13 protein-coding genes and 2 tRNA genes are annotated in these 17,147 nt (G+C 63.1%); 8 read left to right on the forward strand and 7 right to left on the reverse strand.

Annotated elements, in window-relative coordinates:
- Positions 1-164: 164 nt before the first annotated feature.
- Positions 165-758: a 5-formyltetrahydrofolate cyclo-ligase gene (locus VGN68_RS19880; RefSeq protein ID WP_327479359.1), complete on the forward strand. Its 594-nt coding sequence runs from the start codon at positions 165-167 to the stop codon at positions 756-758.
- Positions 755-1,000 carry a DUF2842 domain-containing protein gene (locus tag VGN68_RS19885; protein WP_327479362.1) on the forward strand — a complete coding sequence of 82 codons (246 nt, stop codon included), beginning with the start codon at positions 755-757 and terminating at the stop codon, positions 998-1,000. The genes VGN68_RS19880 and VGN68_RS19885 overlap by 4 nt, the downstream gene beginning before the upstream one ends.
- 79 nt (positions 1,001-1,079) lie before the next feature.
- Here the strand turns inward: VGN68_RS19885 and VGN68_RS19890 are convergent.
- Both VGN68_RS19890 and VGN68_RS19895 read right to left on the reverse strand, forming a co-directional pair.
- Positions 1,080-1,156, reverse strand: a tRNA-Asp gene (locus VGN68_RS19890).
- Positions 1,157-1,199: 43 nt separating this feature from the next.
- The gene (locus VGN68_RS19895; protein WP_327479364.1) at positions 1,200-2,396 is read right to left on the reverse strand and encodes an AI-2E family transporter; all 1,197 of its coding nucleotides are present in this window, start codon (positions 2,394-2,396) and stop codon (positions 1,200-1,202) included.
- Positions 2,397-2,591: 195 nt separating this feature from the next.
- Between VGN68_RS19895 and VGN68_RS19900 the strand changes: the two genes are divergently transcribed.
- From VGN68_RS19900 to VGN68_RS19915, 4 genes are all read left to right on the forward strand, one after another.
- Entirely contained in the window at positions 2,592-3,608 is a 1,017-nt protein-coding gene (locus tag VGN68_RS19900) for a hypothetical protein (RefSeq protein ID WP_327479366.1), read from the forward strand.
- A gap of 11 nt (positions 3,609-3,619) precedes the next feature.
- Entirely contained in the window at positions 3,620-4,084 is a 465-nt protein-coding gene (locus VGN68_RS19905; protein WP_327479368.1) for a hypothetical protein, read from the forward strand.
- 73 nt (positions 4,085-4,157) lie between these two features.
- Positions 4,158-5,234, forward strand: a complete 1,077-nt coding sequence (locus VGN68_RS19910; protein ID WP_327479370.1) for a hypothetical protein — start codon at positions 4,158-4,160, stop codon at positions 5,232-5,234.
- Positions 5,235-5,301: 67 nt separating this feature from the next.
- Positions 5,302-10,443, forward strand: coding sequence for a hypothetical protein (locus tag VGN68_RS19915; protein ID WP_327479372.1), 5,142 nt, complete (start codon positions 5,302-5,304; stop codon positions 10,441-10,443).
- 102 nt (positions 10,444-10,545) lie between these two features.
- Here VGN68_RS19915 and VGN68_RS19920 read toward each other — a convergent pair whose 3' ends face one another.
- The 4 genes from VGN68_RS19920 to thyA form a co-directional block, all read right to left on the reverse strand.
- Positions 10,546-11,835 carry a dihydrolipoamide acetyltransferase family protein gene (locus VGN68_RS19920; RefSeq protein ID WP_327479374.1) on the reverse strand — a complete coding sequence of 430 codons (1,290 nt, stop codon included), beginning with the start codon at positions 11,833-11,835 and terminating at the stop codon, positions 10,546-10,548.
- 5 nt (positions 11,836-11,840) lie between these two features.
- Positions 11,841-12,845 (reverse strand): alpha-ketoacid dehydrogenase subunit beta, encoded by a 1,005-nt coding sequence (locus VGN68_RS19925; protein WP_327479384.1) that lies wholly within the window; start codon positions 12,843-12,845, stop codon positions 11,841-11,843.
- 32 nt (positions 12,846-12,877) lie between these two features.
- Positions 12,878-14,173 carry a thiamine pyrophosphate-dependent enzyme gene (locus VGN68_RS19930; RefSeq protein ID WP_327479376.1) on the reverse strand — a complete coding sequence of 432 codons (1,296 nt, stop codon included), beginning with the start codon at positions 14,171-14,173 and terminating at the stop codon, positions 12,878-12,880.
- Positions 14,174-14,266: 93 nt separating this feature from the next.
- Positions 14,267-15,202, reverse strand: coding sequence for a thymidylate synthase (gene thyA, locus VGN68_RS19935; protein ID WP_327479378.1), 936 nt, complete (start codon positions 15,200-15,202; stop codon positions 14,267-14,269).
- A gap of 142 nt (positions 15,203-15,344) precedes the next feature.
- Here thyA and VGN68_RS19940 point away from each other — a divergent pair, with 142 nt between their 5' ends.
- Together VGN68_RS19940 and VGN68_RS19945 are read left to right on the forward strand one after the other, a co-directional pair.
- Positions 15,345-15,773 (forward strand): JAB domain-containing protein, encoded by a 429-nt coding sequence (locus VGN68_RS19940; protein ID WP_327479380.1) that lies wholly within the window; start codon positions 15,345-15,347, stop codon positions 15,771-15,773.
- Between the two features lie 107 nt (positions 15,774-15,880).
- A tRNA-Pro gene (locus tag VGN68_RS19945) sits at positions 15,881-15,957 on the forward strand.
- A gap of 182 nt (positions 15,958-16,139) precedes the next feature.
- Here the strand turns inward: VGN68_RS19945 and VGN68_RS19950 are convergent.
- Positions 16,140-17,015: an N-formylglutamate amidohydrolase gene (locus VGN68_RS19950; RefSeq protein ID WP_327479382.1), complete on the reverse strand. Its 876-nt coding sequence runs from the start codon at positions 17,013-17,015 to the stop codon at positions 16,140-16,142.
- Positions 17,016-17,147: the final 132 nt, after the last annotated feature.

The following is a 17,147-nucleotide window of genomic DNA, read 5'->3' on the forward strand; positions in this document are numbered from 1 at the left end:
TTTGCGAAAATCCCTGAGGCGATACATCATCCTAGGGAGCTGTCCCTGCCCGGACCCTGGTCCGACGTATATGGTTCCCACCTGACGTTACTGGCGTCAGAGGACTTTCCAGCAAACGACCTCGGCGGTCCCGCCAACCGATCGATCAAGTTCCACAGGAGGCGATGACCGACTTGTCCGCCGATCTGGTCCTCCAAAAGCAGAAATTGCGCGAAAAGCTGCGCTTCCGCCGCAAGCATTTCGCCGCAAATCTGGGAGCGATGGCGCGACTTGCGGCGTTTCGTGTGCTGCCCGCGCCTCTTGCCGAGCTTCTGGCCCATCATGCCGTCATCGGCGCCTATGCCGCGTGGGGCGACGAGCCTGACATCCTGCCGATGTTTGCCGATATCGCCGCCACCGGAGCACTCGCCCTGCCCCATCACACCGCCCGCACGGACACGATGGTTTTTCGCCGCTGGCGGACGGACGAGCCGCTTGAAAAGGGACCATGGGGCATCCAGCAGCCGCTGAACGAAGCATCACTTGCCGCCCCCAGCCTGATTTTCTGCCCCCTCGTCGGGTTTGACCGCCAAGGCAGCCGTATCGGCCAAGGTGGCGGCCATTATGACCGGTATTTTGCAGCGTATCCGGACGCCCTGCGCATCGGGGTCGGCTGGTCGGTCCAGGAGATCGATGCGGCCCCACGCGAATCAACCGACATGACGCTCGACGCTGTCCTGACCGAACAAGAATTCATCCTTTGCGGAGATCGCCTGTGAGCCCCAATGGCCAAGACCCTGCCCACGACAATCCCCAGCCAAGCTGGCGCAAACCTGTCGGCATGCTGCTGATCCTGCTGCTGATCGCCGGTTGGACGGCGATTATCGTCAGCCTGTCGCCATGGGTCGGCACGTGGCCGGTGCTGGTGCAGGCAGTGTTTTACCTAATCGCGGGAATCGTCTGGATCATGCCGTTGAAGCCACTGCTGCGCTGGATGGAATTGGGAACCTGGCGCCGCTAGCAGGCGGCGCCAGGTTCCCAATTTCCGATATCGGCAATCCCAAGACGCGGTGGCCATCCCGTCCAAAGAATGGAAGGAATGGCGCGAGTGACGGGGCTCGAACCCGCGACCTCCGGCGTGACAGGCCGGCACTCTAACCAACTGAGCTACACCCGCGTGTGCTTGGGAGCAGCGCCAATATGGCGCTCGCCCCGACCTGTCAACCGTCGCTTTCGGCTTCGCCACGATTTAATCGGTCACGCATCTCATCGACCGTCGTTAACGTCCCGCGTTCGAACAGGAAACCTGCCAGATCGGGCGTTCCCGTCGATTGCAACACGGTCTGCAAAATCAGCAGCAAGGGCACCGCCAGCAACGCCCCCGGCGCACCCCATACCCAACCCCAAAAACTGAGCGATACCAGGATCAACAACGGATTGATCGTCAGCCGCTTGCCCAGCACCAGCGGAGTAATCACATTGGCCTCGACCGTGTGGACGCCGATGAACAACAGTGCGGGCAGCAGCGCCAGCCCGACCGCGTCAAAAGTCATCAACCCGCCCAGCCCGAGCAGAATTGCCGCTACGATCGGCCCGACATAGGGCACGAAATTGCAGAGCGACACGATGCCGCCCCACATGAACGGCGACGGCATACCGAGCGCCCACAACAGCAGCGCGACCGACAACCCCAGAATCGCGTTGATCATCGTGATGGTGGCCAGATAGTCGGCGGTGGCATCGACGACATTCTGGATTACCCGGGCGGTCTGCATCGCCCCGTCGAAACTGCCGCGCCGCCGGATCGTCCCCTTGCGCAGTCGCGTCCAGCCGGAGAGGAAGAAAAAGATCACCAGCACGGCAAAGAACAACTGGATGGCTGCCGATGGCGCGGCGGAGATAAAATAGTCAACAACCGACGTCGGCGCGGTCGCGGCCACCGCCTGCGCCGTTGCTTCGCTCCCGCTCGCCACGGATAGCAGCGTCCGCTCGACAAAGCCTTGCAGCGACGAATAAAAATCGATCAGCGGCGCCAGATTGGTCTGAATGCGCGGAATCGAATCGGGCAGCCGAGCAAACCAGCCCGTCGCCGGGACAACAATGATCGCGAGCGCGGCGTTGATCAGCATCAGAAACCCGGTGAGCGAGAGAAAAGCCGCCAGCGCCGATGGCACCCCGCGCCGTTCCAGCCACTCCAACAACGGCACCAGCGCGATCGCGATCACGATCGCGGCGGTCAGCGGCAGGAAGAATTCCGCGCCATGTTGCAAGGCAAAGGGCAGTCCCAGGCAAAAACTGGCGCCAAAGATCAGCGTCAGCGCCGCCAGCAACCGATCGCGGCGGAAATCGTCGATCTCGATTTGATGCAGCGGATTCGAACGCGGGCGCGTGCCTTTGCTCCCCCGATCTTCCGCCACCCCAGTTCTCCTGCGTTAACCGCTTCTTCTTACGCGCCGTTTGCATTTTGCACCAGCCGCCCGTTTGCGCCCAATCGGATGACGATTTTGTCTCCCTCTGGGTCAGAAACTGCGTTTCTCGCTGCTTTTTAACCAGAAATTACCCTTTTTCGGCGACTGATGACGCCAAGGACCAACCACTTCGGAGTCAAAGTGATGATGAAAGCGCCTGTGGGGGGCGCGAAGCATCAGCTTCTTCCCTCTTGTTTCACGCTCACCCTGTTGATGGCGTTCGCGTTGCCGATCCAGGCGCGAGCCCAAGTCACCGCTCCGCCGCTCACGCGCGCCGGGACGACGATCAGCAATACGGCAAGCGCCACCTTTGACACAGGCGGCGGCTCGACCACGATCAATTCGAACCAGGTTGATCTGCTCGTCGATGAATTGCTCGACGTCACCGTCGATTCGAGCAATCCCGCCGATGTGCCGACCACCCCTGGCGCAACCGGACAGGTGCTGACCTTCTCGGTCACCAACACCGGCAATGGCGTCGAAAATTTCGTGCTGAGCACAATCGCCAACGGCGGCGGTGATAATTACGACCCCGTTGTCACCCAAATCTATCTCGACAATGGTGACGGCGTATTCGACGCGGGAACCGACACACCCTACACCCCCAGCGCGAACGACCCCGAGCTCGATCCGGACGAAAGCATCACAGTTTTTGTCGTTGCAACAACGCCGGGCGGAGTCGTGGACGGCAATCGCGGCATTGTCAGCCTGGTCGCCGCAGCATTGACCGGTACCGGCGCGCCGGGCGACAGCTTCGCCGGTCAGGGCGAAGGCGGCGGCGACGCCGTCGTTGGCGCGACGGGCGCCGATGGCAGCGATGCCGGGGCGTTTATCGTGGCCGCGGCGACCGTTACCCTCGTCAAATCGGCAGTGGTCACCAATTCGCTCGGAACTGCCGACCCAATTCCGGGCGCGACGATCACTTATACGATTGTCGCAACCGTCGTGGGCAGCGGCTCGGTCAGCGGCCTTGCGATCACCGACAATATCCCCGCCGACACCAGCTATACCGCGGGCTCGATCACGCTTGGCGGCGTCGCACAGTCAGACGCGGTCGATGCCGACGCGGGCGATTACAATGGCACGCGGATCAACGTGGCGCTCGGCACCGTGGCCGGCGGTCAGACCCGCACCGTTACCTTCCGAACCACGATCAATTGATGGAGATGCGTATGCGCAAAGCGCTTTTTCTGCTTTTCGCGGCCCTGTTGCCGGGACAGGCGCTCGCCGCGAACCATGTGGCGCTGGCAAACGACGTATTCGTCGAGCGGGTTACCACCGATGCGCAGGGCAAACAGCGGATATTGCTGGAAGAACCGAAGGTTGTCGTTCCGGGCGACCGGCTGGTTTTCGTGCTCAATTATCGCAATGCCGGAGCGCAGCCCGCCGACAAATTTGTCATCACCAATCCCCTGCCCGCGGCGGTCAGCTTTGCCGACGCCGGCGACACCCGCCCGCTCGTCTCGATCGACGGCGGCCGCGGCTGGGGACAGCTTGATCAACTGACGGTGGCCCTGTCCGACGGCACCCGCCGCGCAGCGCAGCCCGCCGACGTGACGCACATCCGCTGGGCCTTTTCAAAGCCGATTCCGGCGGGCGGCAGCGGCAAGCTGATGTTTCGAGGAGTCGTAAAATAGCAAATTAGAATAACCGCTTACAGATTGCCAGCGGTAGGGAAACGGCAATCGACCAAAGCCAAGGAGCTCAGCTATGACCAGCAAGCTGAACACCGTGGGCATCATCGGTCTGGCGGCGATCACAAGTCTCGCCGCTACCCCGGCACTTGCTGCCGGGACGACCGCGGGTACCACGATCACGAATACCGCCACCGTCGACTATCAGGTCGGTGGCGTCGCGCAGGGCCAGCAATCGGCGTCGAATAATTTCACCGTCGACCGCAAGATCAACCTGCTCGTCGAAGAAGTCGGCACGGTGACGACCAATGTCGTGCCGGGGCAAACCAACGCCGTCACGACGTTCCAGCTGACCAACAGTTCGAACGAGACGCTCGATTTCGCACTCGTCGCTTCGCAGATCGCGGGCGGGACGGCAGCGCATGGCGGCACCGACACATTCGATGTCACCAACATACGGATTTATCGCGATAATATAGCTACCGGCACGATTGGAAGTTGGGATGTCGGTGACACGCTCCTTACCGGCTATGTCGACGAACTCGTGGTCGATACCGCAATCCGGCTGTTTGTGGTTGCCGACGTTCCTGCTTCCCTAGCCAACAACGCGGTCGCAGGTGTCACCCTTCGTGCCACCGCACGCGAAGGTGGCACCGTTGGCGCCCAAGGTGCGGCCATCACCCAAACGACCGGCGCGAATACTGCAGGCAAAGATACCGTGTTTGCCGATATCGCAGGCGTTACCGGCGATGCCGCGCGCGACGGATCGCATAGCGACAACGACGATTATACGGTGCAGACCGCGACGCTTACGGTCGCCAAGAGCAGCCGCGTCATCTCGGATCCGTTCAACAATACGACCAATCCGAAGCTGATTCCCGGCGCAGTGGTCGAGTATTGCATCGCCGTCGCCAATTCCGGCGGGGTTGCCGCGACTTCGGTGGTGATCAACGACGCGGTTCCAGGCCAATTGACCTTTGTTCCGGGTTCAATCCTGCTGGGCGGCACTTACACCGGCACGGTGCCAAGTGGCACATGCGATTTCAATGGCACCGCAGGCGGCAGCTATACCGCGCCGAACGTGACAGGAACGATCGCCACAATTGCTGTAGGCGCCGCACAAACGCTCGTCTTCCGCGCGACGGTCAACTGATCGGAATACCGATGGAGCAGCGGGTGCAGGCCAAAAGCCGTCGTCCGCTGCTCCCTTCGGGGCTATCATGGCACTCGGTACCAGATATTTTGGCCTTGCAAGCGCGCTGATCGCGGCAGCTCTGCTGCCAGCGACTCCGTCGGCGCGCGCCCAGGTGATATCCAACACGGCTTCGGCGCAGTGGACGCATGACGGGAACCCCGGTCAGGCGCTGTCGAACCGCGTCGATGTCACCGTGGCGCCGCGTCCCCCCGAACGGCCGACGATTACCACGTACCGCCTGACCAATGGCGGCGGCAACAAATCGGTGCCGCTCGCGCCGACCCAGTGCAGCCGTGCCGGCGGCCCCATCGCCAACGCCTTGAGTAGCGGCATCGCGAACAGCAGCACCAGTCTGGGCAGCACGAGCAGCACGATCCCGCTCAGCGGCGTCTATGAGGGCATTTCGACCGCCCCCGCCTCGCTGCAAGGTACCAACAATTTCCGCGCCGGCGAAGTGCTCGTCGTCGGGGTCACGCTCGCATCGGCCAACGTCGATCCGCAGGTGCGTGACACGCTGGGCGTCGTCCTCGAGCTCGAAAATGGCGATCGCGAGGAGATCACGCTGACCGAAACCGCCAACAACAGCGGCGAATTCGTCGGCTTTATCAACACGATCGGAGTCCCGCCCGCGATTGCGCAGGGCGATTGCCGCCTGTCGGTCAATCCCGGCGCCGCGCTGTCGCTCCGCGTCACCGATCAGGCGAGCGCCAGCTTGGTTGCGCTGGCAACGATCAACTTCCTGGTCGACCCGTTCGGCATCGTGTTCGACAGCGGCGACGGCGCCCCCGTTCCCGGCAGCCGCGTGACCCTGGTTGACGCCGCCACGGGTCAGCCAGCGCAGGTGTTCGGCGACGACGGCGTCTCGGCCTACCCGTCGAGCGTTGTCACGGGGCAAAGCGTCACCGATTCGGGCGGCACGCGGTACAATTTCCCGCCGGGCGACTATCGTTTCCCGTTCGTCGCGCCGGGCATCTATCGCCTGGTTGTGCAGCCCCCTGCCCCGTTCACCGCGCCGTCTACATCAAACGCCGCCGATCTGGCCGCTTTCCGCCGCCCCGACGACGGCCTGCCGTTCGAAATCAGCGGTGCCAGCTATGGCAACCCGTTCACGCTGAACAGTCCGGCGCCGGTGCGCGTCGATATTCCGGTCGATCAACCCGGCCTGCCGCTGATCCTGCGCAAAACCACCTCTACGCAGGTCGCGGTGCCCGGCGACGTGATCCAGTACCGGATCGAGGTCGCCAACCGCGACGCGCGTCGCAACACCGGCGCGGTGACCGTCAGCGACGTCCTGCCGGCGGGGATGCGCCTGCGCACCGATACGGTGCGGATCGACGGGGTGCGGGTGACCGCCAATGTCGCCGACAACGGCCGCGAATTCAGCGTTGTCGTGCCCAGCATCGCCGCGTCGCGCACCGCCTTGCTCACTTACCTCGCCGAAGTCATCGTGTCGGCGCAGCCGGGCAACGCGCTCAACCGCGCCTCTGCCGTCGATAATCGCGGCTCGGCGAGCAACATCGCCGAGGCGACGATTGCGATCAAACGCGATCAGCTTGGCGACCGGATGACGATTATTGGCCGTATCACCGACGGCGGCTGCACGGTTTCTCCGCGCAAGGCCGAAGGCATCGTCGGCGTCCGCGTCATGCTTCAGGATGGCAGCTACACCGTCACCGACGAGGATGGCCGCTATCATTTCGAAGGCGTGCGCCCCGGCCTCCACGTCGTCCAGATCGATCCCTCGACGCTGCCGCTCGACCGCGAAGCGATCGACTGCGCGCGCTCGACACAAAGCGCCGGCAGCGCGATCTCGCGCTTTGTCGAAGGCCGCGGCGGCGCGCTGAAACGCGCCGATTTCCGCGCTATCGCCAGCGCACCACGCGCAGCGCCCAAAGCCAGCGGCATAGCGGCACCAACTGTCCTCAGCGACCCCGAAGCCGCGGGAGCCGGTCGCGACTGGCTTGCCGGGCAAGCCCCGGGCATCGACTGGCTGTTCCCTGCCACCGACCACAACCCGCGCTCAAGAGCGATCCGCGCCGCGGTCAAGCACGCGCCGGGCCAGACCGTCACGCTGCGCGTCAACGGCAAGGCCGCCGACCCGCTGACGTTTGAAGGCACCAGCAAGTCGGCCGACGGCGGCGTCGCGGTCAGCCTGTGGCGCGGGCTGGGGATTCGCGAAGGCGAAAACCGTCTGGTCGCCGAAGTGAAGGATGTTAACGGCGTTGTCATCGCGACGCTGGAACGCCAGGTTCACTATTCGATCACCCCGATGCGCGCAGTTCTGCTCCGCGACAAGTCAACTCTGGTCGCAGATGGGGTCACCCGCCCGGTCATTGCGGTGCGGCTGACCGACCGCGACGGTAAGCCGGTCCGTTCGGGCCTCACCGGCGATTTCAGCGTCCCTGCCCCCTATTATCCCGCCGTCGAAGCCGATGCGCAGCAGGCGCGGCAACTTTCCGGGCTCGAACGCGCTCAACCGCTGTGGAAAATCGATGGCGACGACGGCATTGCCTATATCGAACTCGAACCGACCACCGCATCGGGTACGCTGGCGATGGATTTCCTCTTCCGCGACGACAAGGTGACCCGCAAGCAGACGATCGAAACCTGGCTCGATCCCGGCGATCGCCCATGGACCGTGGTCGGCTTTGCTGCCGGGACGCTAGGATACAACACCCTCGACGATCGCATGGAACCCGCAGCCGAAACGCTCGACGACCTGAACGCCGATGCCCGCCTCGCACTCTACGCAAAAGGCCGCGTGCGCGGCAAATGGCTGATAACGCTGGCGTATGACAGCGACAAGGACAAGGACGACGCCCGCTTTGGCGGCGTGATCGATCCGCGCGCCTATTACACCATCTACGCCGACCGCAACGAGACGCGCTACGATGCGGCCTCTGTCCGCAAACTCTATCTGCGCCTCGAACGCCCGCAATTCTATGCGATGTTCGGCGATATCGAGACCGGGATTTCCGAACCCGAACTCGCCCGCTACCAGCGTGCGCTCAACGGCGGCAAAGCCGAGTATCGCGGCCGCAATGTCGCCGCGACCGCGTTCGTCGCCGACACCCCCTATCGCTTTCGCCGCGACGAGATCCAAGGCAATGGTTTGACCGGGCCCTACCAACTCGGCGCGCGCGACATTTTGCCGAACAGCGAACGTATCGTCATCGAAACGCGCGATCGACTGCAGAGCGAGCGCATAGTTAACAGTGTCAGCATGACGCGCCACGTCGATTACGACATCGACTATCTGTCGGGCACCGTCCGCTTCCGCAGCCCGGTGCTCAGCCGCTCGTCCGATCTTGATCCGCAGTTCATCGTCGCCGAATATGAGGTCGATGGCATTGGTCAGCGCGTGCTCAACGCCGGTGGCCGCGTCAGCTATCAATCGAATGACGAGAAATTGCGCATCGGCGCGACCTTCATCCATGATGAAGACGGCAACGCCAAGACCAACCTGGGCGGCGTCGATGCGCGCTATCGCCCCACTGTCGATACCGAAGTCCGCGCCGAGTTGGCCGTCAGCGACGCCAAGGCGCAGAACAGCAACACCGCAGCAGAGGGAACCGCCAAGGCTTGGCTGATCGAGGCCGAACATCACAGCAGCAACGCCGATTTCCTTGCCTATGTCCGCGAGCGCGAAAGCGGCTTTGGCGCCGGACAGCTCAATCGCGGCGAGGATGGGACGCGCAAATTCGGCATCGACGCCCGCCTGCGTGCAACGCGCACCCTGTCGCTGACCGGCAGCGCGTGGCAGGAAGAATTCCTCAACGTCGGCGCCCGCCGCCGCGCCGCGCGGGCGCTCGCCGAATATGACAACGGCACCACCTTGGCCCGCGCCGGACTGACCCATGCCGACGACCGGCTGTCGGATGGCACCCGCAACCGCTCGAACATCGTCCAGTTCGGCGCGACGCAGCGGCTGTTCGAAAAGCGCCTCGAACTCGACGCGCAGACCGAATTTGCGCTGGGTGGCAAGGATGCGAGCATTGATTTCCCGACCCGCCGCCGCCTGGGCGCGCGCTTCGCGATCAATCGCGACGTCAATCTGGTCGGCAGCTATGAAATTGCCGACGGTGACACGATCAAGGCGCGCACCGCGCGGCTGGGCTTCGACCTCACGCCCTGGTCCGGCGCCCGTCTGCTCGCCACCGCGAACCAGCAGGAGATTGGCGAATATGGCCCGCGCAGCTTTGCCGCCTATGGCCTGTCACAATCGCTGAAACTCGGCGAACGCTGGTCGGTCGATGTGTCGATCGACGGCAATCGCACCCTTGGCGGCATTCGCGCGGGCGATGTTATCAATGTTAACCAGCCGGTCTCGTCGGGCGGTTTCCTCGGCGACAACGGCACCCTGACCGAGGATTTCCTCGCGATCAGCACCGGCGCGACTTATCGCGCCGATCGCTGGACGCTGACGGGACGCGCCGAATATCGCGATGGCGAAATCGCCAATCGCTACGGGCTGACGCTGGGCGGCCTCCGTCAGCTCGGCGAAGGCCGCGCCCTCGGCGCGCTGTTCACCTACGCCAAGGCGAGCGGCAGCGGTACGACGCCGACGACCGAGGTGATCAATTTCGAGATGAGCTGGGCGCATCGCCCCGCGGACTCGAGCGTGTCATGGCTCAACAAGAGCGAGTTTCGCTCGGACAAGGTGCGCGACGCGATCGCGGGCCAGCTCGGTCCGATCGGCGGCAGCGTGCTGACGATCGACGGCGATGCGACCAGCCGCCGCCTGCTCAACAGCCTGTCGGTCAACTGGACCCCGCTTGGCAACCGCCGCGAAGACGGCATGTGGTACGAACGCGGCGAATTCGGCTTCTTCTGGGGGACTCGCTACAATTTTGACAAGTTCGGCGCCGACGACGTCAAAGGCTGGTCGAACCTGATCGGCGCCGATTTCCGCTTCAACCTAGGCGAGCATGTCGATGTCGGCGCCTCGGGCACCGTGCGCGTCGGCACCGATGTTGACACCGTAAGCTGGGCGGGCGGGCCGACGGTGACGCTGGCGCCGATGAAAAATGCGAACATCACCTTCGGCTATAATTTCGCGGGTTTCCATGACCGCGATTTCGAAGATGCGCGTTGTTCGCGGTCGGGCGCGTATGTGACGTTCAAGCTGAAGTTCGATCAGACGAGCTTTGCCGGGTTGGGGTTGTAGAATTGCGTCGCCCCCGCGAAGGCGGGGGCGGCTGGCAGCCTAATCAGGAAGCGCAGAGTAAACCGATAGCGGCCCCCGCCTTCGCGGGGGCGACGATGTCACTCAATTCGCAAACAGCAAAACCGGCGTTTCGACCAGCTTCTTCAACGCTTGAACATAACTCGCCGCATCCCAGCCATCGACCACGCGGTGATCGCAGCTGATTGACAGGTTCATCAGCTTGGCGCGGCGAATATCGTCGCCGTCGAACACCGGACGCTCGACAATCTTGTTCGGGCCGATAATTGCAACTTCGGGCCGGTTGATCACCGGCGTCGTCGCGATGCCGCCAAGCGGGCCGAGCGACGTAATGGTCAGTGTCGAACCGGACAGCTCGTCGACCTTGGCCTTACCGGTCCGCGCGGCCTCGGCCAACCGCCCGATTTCACTCGCCAATTGCCAGACGTTCATGTCCTGCGCATCGCGGATCACCGGCACCATCAGCCCGGCATCAGTCTGTGTCGCCATGCCCAGATGCACCGCACCATAGCGCGTGACCACCCCGGCTTCGTCGTCATAGCGGGCGTTGATCATCGGGAACTGCGGAATCGTCCGGCAGATCGCGACGATCAGGAAAGGTAACATCGTCAACTTCGGCCGCTGTCCGCGATTGGCGTTCAAATCGGCGCGCATCTCTTCGAGCGCGGTGACGTCCATTTCGTCGACATAGGTGAAATGCGGGATCGCCCGTTTCGACGCCGCCATATTTTCCGCAATCTTGCGGCGCATGCCGATAACCTTGATCGGTTCGTCGGCGCGGGCGCGGCTGGCGCCGGGGGCGTGATAGCCCTGCCCGCCGCTGTAGCGGAGATATGCGTCGAGATCGGCGTGGCGGATGCGGTCACCGTCGGAGTGCACCTGACCCAGATCGACGCCCAAATCCTTGGCGCGGGCGCGGACGGCGGGCGAGGCAAGAACCTTGGCGTCGTGCCCGGCAACAACGGTGGGCGCTGGCGGAGCTTCGCTCGGCTTTGCTGCCCTCTCCGGCTCCGCTGCGCTCGATGTTAACTCTGTCACCTTCGGCTCGGACACCTGTTCCGCCCCGGGTGTTTCCGCCTCGAACTGCGCCTCGACCGCCGTGTCCGCTGGCGGTGCCTCGACATCGACTTCCGCGTCGGTTTCAATCACCGCCAAGGTCGATCCGATCGGGATCAAATCGCCGACCTCGCCCGCCAGTTCGACGACAATTCCGGATACGGGCGACTCCATCTCGACGGTCGCCTTGTCGGTCATCATGTCGGCCAGCTGCGCGTCTTCCTCGACGCGTTCGCCGATCTTGACGTGCCAGGCGACGATTTCGGCCTCGGCAATGCCTTCGCCGATGTCGGGCAGACGGAATGAATAGCGGGCCATTTGCGTCAGTCCTTCAAAATCTTGGTCAGCGCGGTCGCGATGCGGACGGGACCAGGGAAATAGGCCCATTCCAAGCTATGCGGATAGGGGGTGTCGAAGCCGGTGACGCGCTCGACCGGCGCTTCGAGGTGATAAAAGCAGCGTTCCTGCACCAGCGCCGCGAGTTCGGCGCCAAAACCCGAGGTGCGCGTTGCTTCGTGGATGACCAGACAGCGCCCGGTTTTCTTCACCGACGTCTCGATCGCGTCGACATCAAGCGGCAACAGCGTGCGCAGGTCGATAATCTCGGCGTCGATGCCCATTTCCTCGACGATCGTCTTGGTCACATGGACCATCGTGCCATAGACCAGGATCGTGAGCGCCTCGCCTTCGCGCACCGTCGCCGCCTTGCCAAGCTCGATGCGATAATAACCCTCGGGCACCGCGCTCGCGGCATGCTTTGACCACGGCTCGACCGGGCGGTCGTAATAGCCGCTGAAGGGGCCGTTGTATATGCGCTTGGGTTCTAGAAAGACGACAGGGTCATTGTCCTCGATCGCCGCGATCAACAGCCCCTTGGCATCATAAGGGTTTGAAGGAATGACGGTTTTTACGCCGCAGATGTGCGTCATGATGCTTTCAGGCGACTGGCTGTGCGTCTGGCCGCCGAAAATTCCACCGCCGAATGGCGTACGCACCGTCATCGGGCAGATGAAGTCGGCCGCCGAACGATAGCGCAGCCGCGCCGCTTCGCTGACCAGCTGGTCGAGTCCCGGATAGATATAATCGGCGAACTGGATCTCGGGGACCGGGCGCAGCCCATAAGCGCCCATGCCGACGGCGACGCCGATGATCCCGCATTCGTTGATCGGGGTGTCGAATACGCGCGTTTTGCCGTGCTTTTTCTGCAGGCCCGCGGTGGCGCGGAACACGCCGCCGAAAAAGCCGACGTCTTCGCCCATCACGACGACATTGCCGTCGCGTTCGAGCATCACGTCCATGGCGCTGTTGATCGCCTCGATCATGTTCATCGTCTTGGTCGCGGCTAGGGTGTCGGTGCTCATCACTCAGGCTTCCAGTCGGGACCGAACTTCGCTTCCTGCTCGGCGAGCATCTGGGTGCATTGTTCTTTGAGGTGCCAGGGCATGTCTTCGAACACATCCTGAAACATCGTTTCGAACGGCTGGTGCATGCCATGCCCCAAAATACCGAGCTTTTCCGATTGCTTTTGAGTCGTTTTTACTAACTCTTCGAGTTCAACCCGCTGCGCATCATGCCGTTTGCCATCCCATTCGCCCAATGTTTCGAGATGCTGGCGCAGCCGGTCAATAGGGTCGCCGAACGGCCAGATCGTCGGTTCCTCGGCGGGGCGATAGGCCGTCGGATCGTCCGATGTGCTGTGCCCTTCGCTGCGATAGGTGAAATGCTCGATCAGCGTTGGGCCGTTGTTGGTCCGCGCCCGGTCCGCCGCCCATTGCGTCGCGGCATAGACCGCCAGCGGATCGTTGCCGTCGATGCGCAGCCCGGCGATGCCATAACCCACGGCCCGCGCCGCAAAGGTGGTGCGCTCGCCGCCGGCAAAGCCTGAGAAGCTGGAGATCGCCCACTGATTGTTGACGACGTTGAAGATCACCGGCGCGTTATAAACGGTCGCAAAGGTCAGCGCCGAGTGGAAGTCGCCCTCGGCCGACGATCCCTCGCCGCACCAGACGGTCGCGATACGGCTATCGCCCTTTGAGGCCGACGCCATCGCCCAGCCCACCGCCTGCGGATATTGGGTAGCGAGGTTGCCGGAAACGCTGAAAAAGCCATGTTCGGGCGCCGAATACATGATCGGCAGCTGGCGCCCCATCAGATGGTCGCCGCGGTTCGAATAGATCTGATTCATCATCTGGATCAGCGGATAATCGCGCGCGATCAGGATGCCCTGCTGACGATAGCTCGGGAAACACATATCGCCGCGGTCGAGCGCCATCGTCGAGGCGACCGACGTTGCCTCCTCGCCGGTGCATTTCATGTAAAAGCTGGTCTTGCCTTGGCGCTGGGCACGGAACATGCGGTCGTCGAAGGCGCGGACGAGCATCATGTAGCGCAGCATCGTGCGCAATCTCTCTGGGCTCAGCTTGGGATCCCACTGGCCCTTCGCCACCCCGTCAAAATCAAGCACGCGGACGAGGCCATAGCACAGGTCGCGCATCGCATCGGGCTTGGTCGCCTCGGATGGGCGGGGTGTCGTTTCGACGGCCGGAACGGCAATATCGCCAAAGTCGGGCGTGTCGCCCGGGCGATAGCGCGGTTCGGGGATATGAAGCGACAGCGGTGGCAGATTGCTCGCCGGGCGCCGATCCGTTTCGGGCATATCGTCTTCCCATTGCGGCGCGAATCGGCGCCTAGTTATATTTCAGCGTGGAGACATATTATTTCGGTCGACATACGAATGCAACGCTAGCGATCAGACCGCCACCGGCGCTGCAATATGCGCCTGCGGTCTATAAGCTTCGACCGCGAAGTCTTCGAAATTATAAGCGAAAATGCTGTCCGGCTTCCGCAAGATTCGAAGCTTTGGCGCGCCATCGGGAATCCGGCCCATTTGCTGTTCGACCAGCTCGGCGTGATTTAGATACAGATGCACGTCACCGCCGGTCCAGACGAGTTCATGCGCATGCAAACCGCACTGGTCGGCCACCATCCGTGTCAGCAGCGCCGCCTCAAATACATTGAAGGCAAAACCCAGCCCCAGGTCGCATGAGCGCTGAAACAACAGGCACGACAGCCCGCCATCGCTGCGCACATGGAACTGATAGGTCATATGGCATGGCGGGAGGGCCATGCGGTCGAGATCGGCGACGTTCCAGCCGGTGAAAATGTGGCGCCTTGATCCCGGGTTGGTCTTCAATCCCTCGATCAGCGCCGCAATCTGGTTATGCCCCTGCTCGGCCCGCCGGAACAGTCCCTCGCCCGCCGGTTCATAGCGCGGCCAATTGACCCATTGGTGCCCATAGACGGGGCCAAGGTCGCCCCACTGCGCTGCAAAAGCGTCATCGGCGATGATCCGCGCCTCGAAATCCTCGGCGCTGATCGCCTCGCCGGTCGCCTTGCGATATTTATCAAGCGGCCAGTCGGTCCAGATCTTCACGCCCTGCGATACCAGCGAGCGGATATTGGTATCGCCGGTCAGAAACCACAGCAGTTCGCGCAGCGCAGTCTTCCAATAGACGCGCTTGGTCGTCAGCAACGGGATCGCGTCGTCCTTCAGCGAGAATCGCATCGTTTCACCGAACAGCGAGCGCGTTCCGACCCCGGTACGGTCGATACGCTCGTCGCCCTCAACCCAGATGCGGCGCATCAGGTCGAGATATTGCAGTTCATAGTGGATCGATTCAGGCAAGACTCACTCCCGGCTTTTCTGGTTCTTTGCTAGGCCGCGCGCGCCATGCCGACAAGGGTGCAGCCGGGATGCTGTAACAAAGCATCCAAAGCGGCGCAGTCGCCGGTTGGCGGTCACCGACACCGCGCGCATGACCATCGTCATGACCCTGCTCGCTCCGATCGATCCAGCGGCCGACGCGTCGCCGCGTGCGGGCTTTGTCCCGTGCGAAGCGGAAGACGATGTCGCGCGTCTTCTGCTGCGCCCGCATTTCGCTGCCGACCGCGAAACGCTGCTCCTCGCCGGATTCGACCCGTTCGACCGGCTGGTGCGCCTCGAACGGGTTGGCGGTGAAGATGCCGGGCGCTGCATAATCCCGCCGCGGTGCTGGCGCGCCCTGATCGGCGGCGGCGTTGCGACCGTCATCATGGCGCACAATCACCCGTCGAATATCGCGCAGCCGAGCGACGCCGACATCGCGACGACGCGCGAAACCGCGCTTTTCCTGCGGACAATGGGTATCGAGCTGGTCGACCATCTGATTTTTGTGGAAGGCGGGCATTTCAGCTTTCGAAGTGCCGAAATGCTGTAGCTGCGGCAATCCAGTTGAATGTGCCGATTGGCGCTTGAAGTTCGCCAATTGCGCGTCTAGAGGACCGCCCTGCCTTCGCGGCGACCCCGGTCGGCGCGCAGATCGGTCGGGGAGTAGCTCAGCCTGGTAGAGCACTGTCTTCGGGAGGCAGGGGCCGGAGGTTCGAATCCTCTCTCCCCGACCAATTTCTTCGCATATTGCAGATTCTGCACCGTCGCTTCTTGTAAGTCGGCAAACAACATCCTAGATTTGTTCTACGCCGCCATGGTTTTCCCCCTTTCCATCGCGGTGAGTGCCCCGTCACCTTGACGTGGGCGCGTCCTCCCTGGACCCTGGCCACCTCGTACTTCGGTACGGGGTGGTTTTTTATTCGGCAGCCTGAATCATGATTTCGGGCGCTGGGCGCGCTCGGATGGCCTCGCTGACTAGATCGGCAAACCACCGCGTCATACGCGCAAGTCGCGCGGAATCGGGCTGACGGTCGGCAGTCAGATAGAGACGGCGGTCAATTTCGATCTGCACCGCATGGATCGCCTGCCCCGGATTGCCGTGGGTGCGGATGATATGGCCGCCGGCATAGGGCTGGTTGCGCGAGACCGGCTCGTTCAGGCGATCCGCCGCCGCCATCACGACATCGACCAGCCACTCGCCCGACGTCACGCCGAAATGATCGCCGACGACAATCCGCGCGCCATGACCCGGCTGCCCGACGGGGATGGACGGCATCGAATGGAGGTCGAGGAGGATCGCATAACCGAACCCGTCGCGCGCTGCCGCCAGAGCATCGGCCAAGGCCGCATGATAAGGCCGGTGAAAGGATTCAAGCCGCCAGTGCAGCGCGGCTTGGTCGATCGGTCTTTTCCATAGCGGCCCGCAATCCGCCAGCCGCGTCGGCACCACGCCCAGTCCGGCACGCTCCTTGCGCCCCGGCGCCGAAAATTGCGCGCGCAACGACATGGCAACCTCACCCGGCGCCATTTGACCCTCGCCGCGATTGCAGTCCGCGACCGCGCGCGCCCACAGAGCCTGCACGACTGTTGCCCCGGCGTCGACCGCGTCCGCCGCGATCAGATCGCACCAGCTGTCCTCGAGTCGTTCGAGATCGCCCTGTCCAACCCGGGCAGCGGCCAAAATCTCTGGCGGATAGAGCCTTCCCGCGTGCGGCACCGATACGACCACCGGGCTGATCGCCGCAGGCCGGTTGACAGCGATGGCGGCGGGCGGGATGGTGCGGGATCGCATGGATCATGGGTGGCAAAAAAACCGCGGTGAATCCAGCACTGCCAAGTCAATTTGTTAAATCTCTGACGCTATGGCGGATTTCGCATTAAGCATGCCACCGACCGGAACCGGCCGCGTCGAGGGATCAGGGGA

Source organism: Sphingopyxis sp. (assembly GCF_035998965.1).
Taxonomy (GTDB): Bacteria; Pseudomonadota; Alphaproteobacteria; order Sphingomonadales; family Sphingomonadaceae; genus Sphingopyxis.